At 71.0% G+C, this 13,629-nt stretch carries 16 protein-coding genes; 2 read left to right on the top strand and 14 right to left on the bottom strand.

What is annotated here, in order from left to right:
- Positions 1-78 precede the first annotated feature (78 nt).
- The 13 genes from ACGFMK_RS37460 to ffh all read right to left on the bottom strand — a co-directional run bounded on the left by ACGFMK_RS37460 (position 79) and on the right by ffh (position 9,984).
- On the bottom strand, positions 79-402 hold the full coding sequence (locus tag ACGFMK_RS37460; protein WP_003096226.1) for a DUF2469 domain-containing protein: 324 nt from the start codon (positions 400-402) through the stop codon (positions 79-81).
- On the bottom strand, positions 399-1,241 hold the full coding sequence (locus ACGFMK_RS37455) for a ribonuclease HII (RefSeq protein ID WP_323335745.1): 843 nt from the start codon (positions 1,239-1,241) through the stop codon (positions 399-401). Before ACGFMK_RS37455 ends, ACGFMK_RS37460 begins: the two co-directional genes overlap by 4 nt.
- Before the next feature lie 89 nt (positions 1,242-1,330).
- Positions 1,331-2,269: a signal peptidase I gene (gene lepB / locus ACGFMK_RS37450; protein WP_392773689.1), complete on the bottom strand. Its 939-nt coding sequence runs from the start codon at positions 2,267-2,269 to the stop codon at positions 1,331-1,333.
- 30 nt (positions 2,270-2,299) lie between these two features.
- On the bottom strand, positions 2,300-2,668 hold the full coding sequence (gene rplS, locus ACGFMK_RS37445; RefSeq protein ID WP_155545319.1) for a 50S ribosomal protein L19: 369 nt from the start codon (positions 2,666-2,668) through the stop codon (positions 2,300-2,302).
- A gap of 133 nt (positions 2,669-2,801) precedes the next feature.
- Entirely contained in the window at positions 2,802-3,581 is a 780-nt protein-coding gene (gene trmD, locus ACGFMK_RS37440) for a tRNA (guanosine(37)-N1)-methyltransferase TrmD (RefSeq protein ID WP_392773687.1), read from the bottom strand.
- A gap of 4 nt (positions 3,582-3,585) precedes the next feature.
- A complete protein-coding gene (locus ACGFMK_RS37435) occupies positions 3,586-4,290 on the bottom strand; it encodes a hypothetical protein (protein ID WP_392773685.1) in 705 nt (234 codons plus the stop codon).
- Positions 4,287-4,802 carry a ribosome maturation factor RimM gene (gene rimM, locus ACGFMK_RS37430; RefSeq protein WP_323335435.1) on the bottom strand — a complete coding sequence of 172 codons (516 nt, stop codon included), beginning with the start codon at positions 4,800-4,802 and terminating at the stop codon, positions 4,287-4,289. The genes ACGFMK_RS37435 and rimM overlap by 4 nt, the downstream gene beginning before the upstream one ends.
- A gap of 25 nt (positions 4,803-4,827) precedes the next feature.
- Positions 4,828-5,067, bottom strand: a complete 240-nt coding sequence (locus ACGFMK_RS37425; RefSeq protein ID WP_003103110.1) for an RNA-binding protein — start codon at positions 5,065-5,067, stop codon at positions 4,828-4,830.
- Positions 5,064-5,507 (bottom strand): 30S ribosomal protein S16, encoded by a 444-nt coding sequence (rpsP, locus tag ACGFMK_RS37420; protein ID WP_392773682.1) that lies wholly within the window; start codon positions 5,505-5,507, stop codon positions 5,064-5,066. The genes ACGFMK_RS37425 and rpsP overlap by 4 nt, the downstream gene beginning before the upstream one ends.
- Positions 5,508-5,678: 171 nt before the next feature.
- Complete coding sequence (locus ACGFMK_RS37415) at positions 5,679-6,488, bottom strand: CPBP family intramembrane glutamic endopeptidase (protein ID WP_392773680.1); 810 nt, start codon at positions 6,486-6,488, stop codon at positions 5,679-5,681.
- Positions 6,489-6,601: 113 nt separating this feature from the next.
- Entirely contained in the window at positions 6,602-7,327 is a 726-nt protein-coding gene (locus ACGFMK_RS37410; protein ID WP_392773679.1) for a CPBP family intramembrane glutamic endopeptidase, read from the bottom strand.
- Positions 7,328-7,372: 45 nt separating this feature from the next.
- On the bottom strand, positions 7,373-8,449 hold the full coding sequence (locus tag ACGFMK_RS37405; RefSeq protein ID WP_392773677.1) for an amidohydrolase family protein: 1,077 nt from the start codon (positions 8,447-8,449) through the stop codon (positions 7,373-7,375).
- Complete coding sequence (gene ffh, locus ACGFMK_RS37400; protein WP_392773675.1) at positions 8,446-9,984, bottom strand: signal recognition particle protein; 1,539 nt, start codon at positions 9,982-9,984, stop codon at positions 8,446-8,448. Before ffh ends, ACGFMK_RS37405 begins: the two co-directional genes overlap by 4 nt.
- A gap of 218 nt (positions 9,985-10,202) precedes the next feature.
- Here ffh and ACGFMK_RS37395 point away from each other — a divergent pair, with 218 nt between their 5' ends.
- Together ACGFMK_RS37395 and ACGFMK_RS37390 are read left to right on the top strand one after the other, a co-directional pair.
- Positions 10,203-11,993 (top strand): ABC transporter ATP-binding protein, encoded by a 1,791-nt coding sequence (locus tag ACGFMK_RS37395; protein ID WP_392773673.1) that lies wholly within the window; start codon positions 10,203-10,205, stop codon positions 11,991-11,993.
- A 9-nt stretch (positions 11,994-12,002) separates the two neighbouring features.
- Positions 12,003-12,467 carry a MarR family winged helix-turn-helix transcriptional regulator gene (locus tag ACGFMK_RS37390; protein WP_392773672.1) on the top strand — a complete coding sequence of 155 codons (465 nt, stop codon included), beginning with the start codon at positions 12,003-12,005 and terminating at the stop codon, positions 12,465-12,467.
- Positions 12,468-12,735: 268 nt separating this feature from the next.
- Here the strand turns inward: ACGFMK_RS37390 and ACGFMK_RS37385 are convergent, their stop codons facing one another.
- Positions 12,736-13,608 (bottom strand): Ku protein, encoded by an 873-nt coding sequence (locus tag ACGFMK_RS37385; RefSeq protein ID WP_392773670.1) that lies wholly within the window; start codon positions 13,606-13,608, stop codon positions 12,736-12,738.
- Positions 13,609-13,629 lie beyond the last annotated feature (21 nt).

Raw genomic sequence — 13,629 nt, 5'->3', positions numbered from 1 at the left:
TCGACGCCGGGCCCGGAGACGACAAAACCGGCGAAACCGCGCCGGTTCAGCGCGGTTTCGCCGGTTCGACGAGCTTGCTCAGCCCGAGAACGGGCCGTCCTCGGGAAGCCGGAGGTCCGGCTTGTCGAGCTCCTCGACGTTGACGTCCTTGAAGGTGATCACCCGCACGTGCTTGACGAACCGGGCGGGGCGGTACATGTCCCAGACCCACGCGTCGGACATGCGGACCTCGAAGTACACCTCGCCACCGCCGTCGCGGACCTGGACGTCCACCGCGTTGGCCAGGTAGAACCGCCGCTCGGTCTCCACCACGTACGAGAACTGGCCGACGATGTCGCGGTACTCGCGGTACAGCGAGAGCTCCATCTCGGTCTCGTACTTCTCGAGATCCTCTGCGCTCATGAAATCCGCGCCCCTCCTCGGGATCGTGCTCCTGCTCCGCCGGCGGAGCGTTCATTGTGACCTACGCCGGCGCCCGGGGCATGCAGCGGCAGGCTGAGTTGTGGGTCGAGAGCTTCGTCGAGGACGGCGGCCAGCCCGGCGCCGGCGTCCTTCTCCATGGCTTTCTCCAGTGCGGCGTAGGTCAGCACGACCGGCCGCGCGGGGCGCATGCCGTGCGCGATCGCCGCCGTGGCGACGTTCGTGTACGACCAGCGGTGGACGTCGCTGGGACCGTGTTCGCGCAGCGCCGCCAGGTGGTCCGACGTGCTGTAACCCTTGTGCACGTCGAATCCGTAGTGCGGCAGCTCGTCGTGGTGACCGGCCATGATGCGGTCTCGTGTCACCTTCGCCAACACGGAAGCGCCCGCGATGCACGCCACCGTCCGGTCGCCCTTGATCACGGCTGCGTTCGGGGCGGTCAACCCGGGAATGCGGAACCCGTCGGTGAGGACGTAACCCGGCGACACACGCAGGGCCGCCGCGGCGCGGCGCATGCCCTCGAAGTTCATCACCCGAATGCCGTAGAGGTCGATCTCCTCGTGCGGGATGACGATCACCGAATAGTCGACGGCCCGGGCCAGGACCAGGTCGTAGACCCGGTCCCGCGCCTTGGCCGTCATCAGCTTGGAGTCCGTCAGCTCGGTGAGCTTCGCCGCGTCACCCTGCTTGAGGACGCAGGCGGCGACCACCAGCGGCCCCGCGCACGCCCCGGCGCCGGCTTCGTCCACACCGGCGACCGGGCCGAGGCCACGGCGGTCGAGTGCGCCCTGCAGACCCCAGAAGAGGTCGCCGCGCACCACGGCCCGCGGCGGCCGGATCGGCTCGGCCGCGGTGAGGGGAACGGGAACTGTCAAGGCTGCATCACCCGTCTGCCGGCACGTCCGGGTGGCTAGCTCTTCCGCCCGGCCGCCCGGCGCAGTCCGGACTTGAGCTTGCGCCCGAGGAACAGCGTGGGCCACGCGCCCGCGATCCCGGCGCCGAGCGGAACACCGCTCTGCCACGCCGGCGCGCCGAGCGCGACCGGCTGGGCCGTTTCCTGCGGGTTGTGGTCGGTGATCCCGCCCCACCGGCCCGGCGGCAGGACGATGATCCGCGCCTTGCCGATGATGTTGCCCACCGGGACCGCGCCGTTCACGCCGCCGCCGCCCTGGAACCGGGAGTCGTCGGAGTTGTTGCGGTTGTCGCCCATGACCCAGACCATCCCCGCGGGGACCTTGACCGGCTCGAAGGGCTTCTCCGCCTGGTCGGACGGGTCCTCCCAGTGGACGTACGGCTCGTCGAGCGCCTTGCCGTCCACGACGACCCGGCCCTGCGGGTCGCAGCACTGGACGGTCTGGCCGCCGACCGCGATCACGCGCTTGACGAAGTCGCGCTCGTCCGGCGGGGCGAACCCGACCAGCGAACCGAGGCCGCGGAGACCGCGGACCACGATGTTGCTCGACTCCTGCGGCGGGATCTCGTTGTTGACCCACGCCGGCGGGCCCTTGAAGACGACGACGTCGCCCGGCCCGGGCTCGGTGAAGTCGTAGGTGACCCGGTCCACCAGGATCCGGTCACCGGTGCAGCCGGGGCACCCGTGGAGCGTGGCTTCCATGGACCCCGAGGGGATCATGAAGACCTTCGCGAGGAATGTCTGGATCAAGATCGTGAGCACCAGAGCGATCACGAGCAGGATCGGCAGTTCCTTCCAGAACGACCGTTTCTTGGCGGGCTTGGCGCGCCTGCGGCGGGAGCCCCCGCGCTCCTCGGAGCGGGACCGGCGGGGCTGGTCCTCCTCGGAGCGATCGGGGTCATCCTCAGGAGCGTTCTGGGACACGGGTTCGGCCACGTCGTCAGGCTACCGGTACCGGGTGATGGCTCAGTTAGCCGAAGCCGTCTCGCGGTTCTCGCGGCGCTCCTTGATCTTGGCCTTCTTGCCGCGCAGGTCGCGCAAGTAGTACAGCTTCGCGCGCCGCACGTCGCCGCGCTTGTGGACCTCGACCTCGGCCACGTTCGGCGAGTGCACCGGGAAGGTGCGCTCCACGCCGACACCGAAGGAGACCTTGCGCACGGTGAAGGTCTCCCGGATGCCGCCGCCCTGACGGCGGATCACGACGCCCTGGAAGACCTGGTTGCGCTCACGGTTGCCCTCGATGACGCGGACGTGCACCTTGAGCGTGTCGCCCGGGCGGAAGGCCGGGATGTCGGAACGCAGCGACTGCTTGTCCAGCGCGTCCAGGGTGTTCATCGGTGGTCCGTCCTCGTCTTCGTATGGCTTGCGTACAAGTCCCCGGGCGCGCAACGATGCCGCTGCGGGCGACCCAGGGGGCTGATGGCGGGCTCGTGAACGAGGAAGTCCACTCACGCCAACCTGTCAAGTATTACAGACCGGGTTCCGGCGGAAGCACCGGCCCCCGCGCCTGCTCGGGATCCAAGCCCTCCAGGACCCCGCGATCGTGCTTGTCGAGGCTACCTTCCGGCAGCCGGGCCAGAAGATCGGGGCGCCGGCGGGCGGTGCGCTCCAGGGCCTGGTCGCGCCGCCAGCGGTCGATCAGGGCGTGGTTGCCGGACCGCAGCACGTCGGGCACGGCCAGGTCCCGCCAGACCTCGGGACGCGTGTAGCTGGGCCCCTCGAGCAGGCCGTCGGAGAACGAGTCCTCGGCGGCCGAGCGGACGTTGCCGAGCACCCCGGGCAGCAGCCGGACGACGGCCTCGACCATGACGAGCACCGCCGCCTCGCCGCCGACCAGGACGTAGTCGCCGATCGACACCTCGTCCACCGGCATCCGTCGGGCGGCGTCGTCGACGACGCGCTGGTCGATGCCCTCGTACCGGCCACACGCGAAGACCAGGTGCTTCTCCTCGGCGTACGCGTGCGCGAGCTCCTGCGTGAAGGGCCGCCCGGCCGGCGTCGGCACGACCAGCCGGGTCTCCGGACGGCAGACGTCGTCCAGCGCCGGGCCCCAGATCTGCGGCTTCATGACCATGCCGGGGCCGCCGCCGTACGGCGCGTCGTCGACCGCGCGGTGGACGTCGTGGGTCCATTCGCGCAGGTCGTGCACGCCGACCTCGATCAGGCCGCGGTCGATCGCCCGGCCCAGCAGCGCGGCGCGCAAGGGGTCGAGGTACTCGGGGAAGATCGTGACGACGTCGATCCGCAAGCGGTCACCAGTTCCAGTATTCGGTGGCCTCGGCGTGCCAGGGCGACTCGACCTGCTGGTCGATCGTGAAGGCCATGCCGAGCCCCTGCGCGATCCTGATGTCCCGGCGCAGCGTCTCGCGGATCGGCGAGCCGGCGGGCAGGTTCTGGTCGGACGACCAGGACTCGCTCTGCGTGATGCACGTCCGCGTGCCGAACTTCGCCGAGCCGCACGGCGCGGGCGCGTGCCAGGTCTGGACGTGCTTGAACCGGAAGCTCCGGCCGCTGCCCCGCTCGGTGACGGTGCCCTCGGCGCTCAGCTGGTAGTCGGAGGGCGGCACGGTCCACCGGACGTAGTGCTGCCGTCCCCCGTGTGGGGGCAGCGGTGTGCAGCTGCCGCTCTGGCAGATCGACTCGCTGGTGACGCGTTCGGTGTAGTACGTACCGTTGTCGTCCCAGCCGTCGAGCAGCACCCAGTCGCCGTCGCGGACGAAGTGCTCCGCGTACGACGGGGGCCAGGCGACCGGGTCACCCCAGGAGATCCGCGATTCGGTGGCCGACTGCGGCGACCACGCCCACTGGTAGGCCTTCTCCCCCGGCGGCGCGAACTGGCCGGCGCTGCGCTGGAACATCATCGAGAAGTCGCCGTAGACCGGGCTCGCGGCCTGCGCGGGCGGTGCGGCGAACGTGGCAACCAGCAGAGCGGCGGCCACGCAGAGAGCCTTCCTCATTCGGCGTCCAGAAGCCCTTCCGGCGGGTCCAGCACGACACGCCCGCCCGCGACGTCCACCGTGGGGACGATCGCCCGGACGAACGGGACCAGCACGTCACGGCCGTCGACGTCGAGCTCGAGGAGCTCGCCCGCGGGCGAGTGGACGACCTCGACGACCTTGCCGACGACGGTCCCGTCGAGCAGCTCGGCCCGCAGGCCGGCCAGCTCGTGGTCGTAGAACTCGTCGGGGTCGGTCGTCGGCGGCAGCGCGTCGGTGTCGACGAGCAGGAGGGCGCCGCGCAGCGTCTCGGCGACGTCGCGGGTCAGGACCTCCTCGAAACGCACCAGCAGCCGCCCGCTGTGTTCGCGGGCGGCTGCGATGGTGAGATCCCTTTTGCTGCCGTCGCGCAGCTTCGTCGTGACGACCGCACCGACCTTGAACCGCTCTTCCGGCGAATCCGTGCGCACGTCCACCGCGAGTTCCCCGCGGATTCCGTGCGCCTTGGCGATGCGGCCTGCTACGACGTCCATCTGACCGTTCTCTGAAAGGTCTGGATCAGCGGTCGGTGTCGACGACGTCCACGCGGACGCCGCGGCCACCGATGCCGCCCATGACGGTGCGCAGGGCGGTCGCGGTGCGTCCGCCCCGGCCGATCACCTTGCCGAGGTCGTCGGGGTGCACGTGCACCTCGAGCGTGCGGCCACGGCGCGTGGTCAGCAGCTCGACCCGGACCTCGTCCGGGTTGTCGACGATCCCGCGCACCAGGTGCTCGAGGGAGTCAGCCAGAAAGCTCACTCGGCCTTCTCACCCTCGGTGGCTTCGGCCTTCTCGGCCTCGGCCTTCTTGGGGGCGGACTTCTTCTTCGGCGTGGTGGCCTCGGTGGAGGGCTCCTCGCCGGCCGCGGCCAGTGCGGCGTTGAACAGGTCCTGCTTGGACGACTTCGGCTCGGCGACCTTCAGGGTGCCCTCGGTGCCCGGCAGGCCCTTGTACTTCTGCCAGTCACCGGTGATCTCGAGGAGACGCTGGACCGGCTCGGTCGGCTGCGCGCCGACACCCAGCCAGTACTGGGCACGCTCGGAGACGACCTCGATGAGGCTCGGCTCCTCCTTCGGGTGGTACTTGCCGATCGTCTCGATGGCCTTGCCGTCCCGGCGGGTGCGCGCGTCGGCGACGATGATGCGGTAGTACGGCGCACGGATCTTGCCGAGGCGCTGCAGCTTGATCTTGACGGCCACGGGTGTGGGTACTCCTCAAATCTCTCTGGTGCTGGGGTGGGCGCACGCGGTCCGAGTGGGGACACGGAAGCGGGCACCCGAAGGTCACAGCTTTCGCGCGGTGAGAGGGTCCGGCGGAAGCAGGCAGTGCACCATTCTGCCAGACGGGGTCCGGCGCCCCTGAAAGTGGCCTCAGAAAGAGGCCACGCCCAGCGCCCCGAGCAGGATGGTGAGCGCCGGGAGGAAGTTGTTCACCTGGTGCGCGACGATGCTCGCCGGCAGCCGCCCGGTGACGAGCCGCGCCAGCCCGATCGGCACCGCGATGACCAGCAGCAGGGTGGTCCGCAGCGGCTCGAGGTGGCTGGCCGCGAAGACCGCCGTCGAGAGCAGGAACGCGGCGACGCGGCCCCAGCGCTCGCTGCGCCACTGCAGCCGTTCGGCCGCGCCCCAGAGCAGGCCGCGGTAGATGACCTCCTCGCAGATCGGGCCGAGCAGCCAGAGGTAGACGAACATCACCACGGCCGCCGACACCGACATCTGCCGGTCCTCGACCAGGGCGCTGATCGCGGACGTCGCGTTGGCGTCGCCGACCAGCCGCGTCCAGAGGTAGGCGGCGACGGTCGTGAAGACCAGGCCGATGCAGCCGTACTTGAAGCCGACGCGCACGTCGGCCCAGCGCCACTCGATCCGCAGGTCGACGATCGGCCCGTTGCCGCGCACGTAGGTGACCAGCACCGCGACGGCGGCCGCGATCATCGTCGGCAGCATCGTGCCCAGCAGCACGACGCGGATCGGCAGCGGGCCGGGGCCGGTGTCGCCGACCAGCACGGACACGAACGCGGCCGAGGCCAGCAGGACCACTTCGACGAGCAGGAACGCCCCGAACCCCCAGCGGTGCGCGGGCGCCGGCGCCAGGAACGCTTCGGGCCCGGCGGGCACAGCAGGGTCGTCGGGGGGCGGCAGTGCGTCGGGAAGGGGCTCCCGAGGCTGGGAAGTGGTCACGCCTGCCCTCCGCGGGTCGCTCGGCTCCTGCCCCGAGCCTAGCGGCCGGAATGTGATCGCACAGTATCCGTCCAACTACTGTCCACGATCTTCGCAAGCACTCAGTGCGTGTCTCAGTGCGCGACGAACAGCAGCACCGCGGGCGGCAGGTTGTTGGCCGCGTGCGCGATCACCCCGGCGCTCACCCGGCCGGACAGGTGCCGGGCCAGCCCGATCGCGATGCCCTGGCCGAACAGCGCGATCGTGCGCGTCGGCTCGCCGTGCAGCTGGGCGAACACGAGCGCGGTGAGCACGAGCACCGCCCAGGGCGGGATCCGGTGGAACGACAGGGCTTTCCAGAGCGTGCCGCGGACCAGCAGCTCCTCGGTCAGTGGGGCGCCGGCGATGACGATCACCGCGGCCAGCACGAGCCAGACCGTGTCGCCGTCGAAGGTGTCGGCGAGGTCGGTGAGCGGGCTGTCGGAGACGTCGTCGGCGCCGTAGACCGCGATCAGCACCAGGTTGAGCCCGTAGCCGACGACGAGCGCGAGGGCGCCGCAGGCGAGGCCGATCCGGACGTCGCGCCAGGTCGGCGTGAGCCCGAAGTCGGCGCGCAGGCCGTGGCCCCAGAGCCAGGAGCCGGCGGCCGGGCCGAGGCCGAGCAGCAGGTTGGGCACGAAGGCCAGCAGCAGGAGCGGGCCGATGTCCCGCAGCTCGAGAGGGTCGAACTCGCCGACGTTGCGGTTGACCGCCGCCGCGATGATCAGGTTGATCAGGTAGTAGCCGGCGATCCCGGCGAAGAACGCCACGAAACACCAATGCGCCCCCAGTACGCGCCGTGCGCCGTCGTCGTCCGTCACAGGTCCAACGCTAAAGTGCCGCTCCCGCAAGGAAAACGGCGGGGGTCACGCGTACACGACGCCGCCGAGCACGATGTGCTCCGGGTGCCGCAGAACGCCCAGGTCCTCGCGCGGATCGCTCGCGTAGACGAGCAGGTCCGCGGGCGCGCCGTCGGCGATGCCGGGGTGGCCGAGCCAGTCGCGGGCGGCCCAGGACGCGCTCGCGAGGGCCTGCTCCCGGGTCATGCCCGCGCCGTGCAGCGCCTCGATCTCGTCGACGAGCCTGCCGTGCTCGACCATGCCGCCCGCGTCGCTGCCCGCGAAGACGCGGACGCCCGCTTCGATGGCCGCGGCGACCATCTCGCCGACGCCGGCGTGCAGCGCGCGCATGTGGTCCGCGTACGCCGGGTACCTGCCGGCCTTGTCCGCGATGCCCGGGAAGTTCTCGATGTTGATCAGCGTCGGCACCAGCGCGACGTCGTGGCGGGCCAGCTCGGACAGCTGGTTGGCGCTCAGGCCGGTGCCGTGCTCCAGGCAGTCGATGCCGGACGCGATCAGTCCCGGCAGCGCGGCCTCGCCGAACACGTGCGCCGTGACGCGGGCGCCGTGCTCGTGCGCGACCTCGACGGCTTCGGCGAGGACGTCGTCCGGCCACAGCGGCGCGAGGTCGCCCACACCGCGGTCGATCCAGTCGCCGACCAGCTTGACCCAGCCGTCGCCGTCCTTCGCCTGCTCGGCGACGGCGGCCGGCAGCTGCGAAGGATCGTCCAGCTCGATGCCCAGGCCCGGGATGTAGCGCTTGGTCAGCGCGAGGTGCTGCCCGGCGCGGATGATCGTCGGCAGGTCGGCCCGCCGCTGCAACGGCCGGACGTCGATCGGCAGGCCGCAGTCGCGGATCAGCAGCGTGCCCGCGTCGCGGTCGGTGACGGCCTGGGCCTCGGCCTCTTCGAGCGAAACGGGCCCGCCGACGCCGATGCCGGGGTGGCAGTGCGCGTCGACCAGCCCGGGCACCAGGAAGACGTCACGGGCGAGCGTCTCGGCGCCGGGCACCGGCTCGAACGAGATCCGGCCGCCGGTGATCCAGAGTTCCCCGGACTCGCCGCCGGGCAGGATCACCCCGGCGGCGTGGAGCGCGGTGCTCAATTGTCCTTGGGGTTCTTCGGCAGCTTGAACTTCGACGGGTCGAAGCCCGGGACGTCGTTCATCCCGCCGAGCTTGGACAGGTCGGGCATGCCGCCCGGCAGCTGACCACCCGGGGGCAGCATCGGCATGCCGCCGGGGAAGCCGCCGCGGACCTTGGGCTGCGTGGGGCCGCGGCCCTTCTTGCCCTTCTTGCCCTTGCGCGACTTGGAGCCGCCGCCCCCGCCGCCGAAGCCGAACCGGCCGGCCATCTGGGCCATCATCTTGCGGGCCTCGAAGAACCGGTTGACCAGGTCGTTGACCTCGCGCACGGAGACGCCGGAGCCGTTGGCGATGCGCAGGCGGCGCGAGCCGTTGATCATCTTCGGGTCGTCGCGCTCGGCCGGGGTCATGCCGCGGATGATCGCCTGCAGCTTGTCCAGGTGCTTGTCGTCGACCTGGGCCAGCTGGTCCTTCATCTGGCCGGCACCGGGCAGCATGCCGAGCAGGTTGCCGATCGGGCCCATCTTGCGGACCGCGAGCATCTGCTCGAGGAAGTCCTCCAGGGTGAGCTGGCCGCTGGACAGCTTCGCGGCGGCCTTCTCGGCCTGGTCCTGGTCGAAGGCCTGCTCGGCCTGCTCGATCAGGGTCAGCATGTCGCCCATGCCGAGGATCCGCGACGCCATCCGGTCCGGGTGGAAGGTGTCGAAGTCCTCGAGCTTCTCGCCGTTGGAGGCGAAGAGGATCGGCTGGCCGGTGACCTCGCGGACCGACAGCGCGGCACCACCGCGGGCGTCACCGTCGAGCTTGGTGAGCACGACACCGGTGAAGCCGACGCCGTCGCGGAACGCCTCGGCCGTGGTCACGGCGTCCTGGCCGATCATCGCGTCGACGACGAACAGCGTCTCGTCCGGCTGCACGGCGTCGCGGATGTCCGCGGCCTGCTTCATCAGCTCTTCGTCGACGCCCAGGCGGCCCGCGGTGTCGACGACGACCACGTCGTACTGCGCGTGCTTCGCCTCGGCGATGGCGCGGCGGGCGACGTCGACCGGGTCGCCGACGCCGTTGCCCGGCTCGGGCGCGAAGGTCGTGACGCCGGCGCGCTCCCCGACCACCTGCAGCTGCGTGACGGCGTTGGGGCGCTGGAGGTCGCAGGCGACCAGCAGCGGCGCGTGGCCCTGCTTCTTCAGCCACATCGCGAGCTTGCCGGCCAGCGTCGTCTTACCGGCGCCTTGAAGGCCGGCGAGCATGATCACGGTCGGCGGGGTCTTCGCTAGGTTGAGCCGCCGGGTCTCGCCGCCGAGGATCCCGACGAGCTCCTCGTTGACGATCTTGACGACCTGCTGCGCGGGGTTGAGCGCCTGGGAGACCTCGGCGCCCTTCGCCCGTTCCTTGATCCTCGCGATGAAGGTCTTGACCACGCCGAGGGCGACGTCCGCCTCCAGCAGCGCGATGCGGATCTCGCGCGCGGTGGCGTCGATGTCGGCGTCGGACAGCCTGCCCTTGCGCGTGAGCGTCTGAAGGGCGGCGGTGAGCCGATCGGACAGGGTGTCGAACACGGGTGTGCACGCTCCAGCTGGGTCGAGAGTGGCGCGCCGGACCAGGCCGGCCTCTCCCAGAGTAGTCGCTCCGGGTCTCCCACCTCGCGGGTACGCGAAAGTCGCGCACGCGATTAGTACACATAGGCGTACTACCTTGCGCACGAGCCGTCCCTAAAATTGGCTTTAACTTCCGAAATTCACTGGTCGACCGAGACGGATTCGGTAAACATGTGCGTATGACTTCTGCGACCAGAGCCCGGCCGTCGCTCGCCGAACCGGCCTCCGACGCCGACGAACCGGTCCCGCTGCGGCGGATCGCCGGCCTCTTCCGCCCGCACCGCGGGCCCCTCGCCGCACTGTTCGCGCTGATCGTCCTGCAGGCCGGGCTCGGCGTCGTCTCGCCGTTCCTCCTTCGCGAGATCCTCGACGACGCGCTCCCGCACCGCGACACGCTGCTGATCAGCCTCCTGGCGGCGGGGATGATCGTCTGCGCGGTCGGCAGCGGCTCGCTCGGCGTCGCGACGACCGGGCTGTCCAACACCATCGGCCAGCGCGTGATGAACGAGCTGCGCGTGTCGGTCTACGGCCACCTGCAGCGGATGTCGCTCGGCTTCTTCACCCGGACGAAGAGCGGCGAAGTCCTCTCGCGGGTGTTCAACGACATCGGCGGTGTCGACAACGTCATTACCACGACCGCCGGGTCGATGGTGCAGAACGCCACCACGACGATCGCCATCACGGTCGCCCTGATCGCGCTGGACTGGCAGCTCGCGGCGCTGTCGCTGATCGTCGTCCCGCTGTTCCTGCTGTTCACGCTCCGGCTGGGCAAGAAGCGGCGAACGCTGGCCCGCGGCCGGACCCGGCGGATGGCCCGGCTGACGACGATGGTCGAGGAGTCCCTTTCGGTCACCGGCGTCCTGCTCGCCAAGACGATGGGCAACGAGCGGGCGATGCGGGAGCGCTTCGGCGACGAATCGCGCGAGATCGCGTCGCTGGAGCGCGCCGCCGCGCTGGCCGGGCGGTGGCAGACCGCGTCGCGGGCGATGAGCCTCACGGTCATCCCGGCGCTGGTCTACTGGATCGCCGGGCTGGCCCTCGCGGGCGGCGCGTCGCCGATCTCGCTCGGCACCGTCGTGGCGTTCACCAGCATGCTCAACCGGCTGGTCGCGCCGGCCAGCGCGATGCAGACGATCGGGCAGAACGTGGCGACGTCCAAGGCCCTGTTCGGCCGGATCTTCGAGGTGCTCGACCTGCGCGTCGAGATCAGCGACAAGCCGGACGCCGGCGTGCTGGACGTGCGGCGCGGCGACGTCTCGATGCGCGGCGTCTCCTTCCGCTACGACGAAGACGGCCCGCTCACGCTGAAGGACATCGACCTCGACGTCCCGGCGGGGACGACCACGGCGCTCGTCGGCTCGACCGGCTCGGGCAAGACGACGCTCGCGTACCTCGTGGCGCGGCTGTACAAGGTGACGTCCGGCTCGGTGGAGATCGACGGCACCGACATCCGCGACGTCACCCTGGCGTCGCTGGCCGCGGGCGTCGGGATGGTGTCGCAGGAGACCTACCTGTTCCACGACACCGTGCGGGAGAACCTGCGCTTCGCGAAGCCGGACGCGACCGACGAGGAGATCGAAGCGGCCGCGAAGGCCGCGCACATCCACGACACCCTGGCCGGGCTGCCCGAGGGGTACGACACGGTCGTCGGCCAGCGCGGGTACCGCTTCTCCGGCGGCGAGAAGCAGCGGATGGCGATCGCGCGGATCCTGCTGCGCAACCCGCCGGTGCTGATCCTCGACGAGGCGACCAGCGCGCTCGACAACCGCACCGAGCGGTCGGTGCAGGCCGAGCTGGACCGCCTCGCCACCGGCCGCACGACGCTGACGATCGCGCACCGGCTGTCCACTGTGGAGCACGCCGACCAGATCGTGGTGCTGCACGAGGGCCGGATCGTGGAGCGGGGGACGCACGAGGAGCTGCTGGCGCGCGACGGCCGCTACGCCCGGTTGGTGCGCGGAACCGCCTAATCTGGGCGCATGCACCCCGATTCCGACGTCGCGTCACCGGTCAGCGCGGACCCCGAGCTGGCCGACCTGGCGCGGCAGGTGCGCGAGGGCGTCGGGCGGTTGAACTGGCGGATGCGTGCCGAGCGCGACCTGGGCGGCCCGGGCCCGGCGGTGCTGGCGGTGCTGAGCAGGCTGTACCGGGCGGGCACGCACACGCCGTCGGAGCTGGCGGCGGCGGAACGGCTGCAGCCGCAGTCGCTGACCCGGATCCTGGCGTGGGTGACCGAACGCGAGCTGGTCACCCGCACCCCCGACCCGGACGACGGGCGCCGCTCGCTGATCCGCATCACCCCGGCCGGCCTGGCGGTGCTGCGGGAGTACAGCATCCAGCGGGAACGCTGGCTGGCGGCGGCCATGGAGTCGACGCTGTCCCCGACCGAGCGGCAGCTGCTGAGGCTGGCGTCGGAACTGATGATGCGCGTGGCGGACGCTTGAAAGCTGCCGCGGAGACCCCTCGTCCCCTCCGCGGCAGCCTTCAAGACACCCCCTTTTCGCACCGCCTCCCCGCGGTGCGGGTCCCGGGAACGGACCGCTCCTCCCTCGGCCCGCCCCGGAACCCCTGGTGTCTGGACGGCACACCTCCCCAGGGGCCGTCCCGACCCCCTCACCAGCGGTTCCGGCATCCGCTGGCAGGAGGAAGTCTGCCGCGGCGCGGCGGCCACCAGCAGTGGGAGAACCCTCAATTACCCATGGGTAGTACTACTCAAGACGTCTTCGAGCGGCTGCGCGACGCAGCCCGCTTCGCCGTCGTACGCGCCTTCGCCGCGCGAGCCGCGGCAGCGCGCGCCTTCGTGACGGCCGCGGTGCGCTCGTCCTCCGCCTCGGCCGCGCTCTCCTGCAACGCCGCCAGCAACCGGGTGACGCCCTCGGACTGCTCGGCGGCCGTCGGCTGGACGACCTCGGCGCCGTCGATCTTCGACCGGATCAACGCGTCGAGGGCCTCGCGGTAACGGTCGGGGTAGCGGCCGGGGTCGAACTCGCCGGTCAGCTCCTCGACCAGGCTCACCGCGCGCCGCAGCTCGCCGGGCCGGATGTCGACGTCGGCGTGCCGGAACGGGAAGTCCGGCGTGCGCACCTCGTCCGGCCACAACATCGTTTCCAGGACGAGCACCTGGTCGCGCACCCGCAGCGCGCCGAGCACCTCACGGCGGCGCAGCGCCACCGTGACCAGCGCGATCCGGCCCGACTGCTGCAGGGCCTCGCTGAACAGCACGTACGGCTTCGTCCCGGCCGGCTCGGGCTCGAGGAAGTAGCTCTTCGCGAACCAGATCGGGTCGACGTCGGCCAGCGGCGCGAAGCCGCGGATGTCGATCGTGCGGCCGGGCATCGGCAGTGACGCGAGCTCGTGGTCCGACAGCAGCACGACGTCACCACCGGGGACCGGATAGCCGCGGACCATCTGCTCGGGCGGCACCTCGGCGCCGTCGACCTCGCAGACGCGCTTGACCCGGACGCGGCCGCCGTCGGTGCGGTGCACCTGGTGCAGCGGGATCTCGTGCTCCTCGGTCGCGCTGTACGCCTTCACCGGAATGGCGTAACTGCCGAACCCGATCGTGCCCGTCCACACCGCCCGCATAGGAGCCACCTCCGCAGCTCC

The sequence above is a fragment of the Amycolatopsis sp. NPDC049252 genome (assembly GCF_043197175.1).
Lineage (GTDB): Bacteria > Actinomycetota > Actinomycetes > Mycobacteriales > Pseudonocardiaceae > Amycolatopsis.
The sequence above is the reverse complement of the archived record's forward strand: the minus strand, read 5'-3'. Positions and strand labels throughout refer to the sequence as shown.

What these genes read in the sequence shown, in the direction of transcription:
- ACGFMK_RS37460 (WP_003096226.1), bottom strand. Translation starts at nt 402, where the DNA reads ATGAGCGCAGAGGATCTCGAGAAGTACGAGACCGAGATGGAGCTCTCG.
- rplS (WP_155545319.1), bottom strand. Translation starts at nt 2,668, where the DNA reads ATGAACACCCTGGACGCGCTGGACAAGCAGTCGCTGCGTTCCGACATC.
- ACGFMK_RS37435 (WP_392773685.1), bottom strand. Translation starts at nt 4,290, where the DNA reads ATGAGGAAGGCTCTCTGCGTGGCCGCCGCTCTGCTGGTTGCCACGTTC.
- rimM (WP_323335435.1), bottom strand. Translation starts at nt 4,802, where the DNA reads ATGGACGTCGTAGCAGGCCGCATCGCCAAGGCGCACGGAATCCGCGGG.
- ACGFMK_RS37395 (WP_392773673.1), top strand. Translation starts at nt 10,203, where the DNA reads ATGACTTCTGCGACCAGAGCCCGGCCGTCGCTCGCCGAACCGGCCTCC.
- ACGFMK_RS37390 (WP_392773672.1), top strand. Translation starts at nt 12,003, where the DNA reads ATGCACCCCGATTCCGACGTCGCGTCACCGGTCAGCGCGGACCCCGAG.
- ACGFMK_RS37385 (WP_392773670.1), bottom strand. Translation starts at nt 13,608, where the DNA reads ATGCGGGCGGTGTGGACGGGCACGATCGGGTTCGGCAGTTACGCCATT.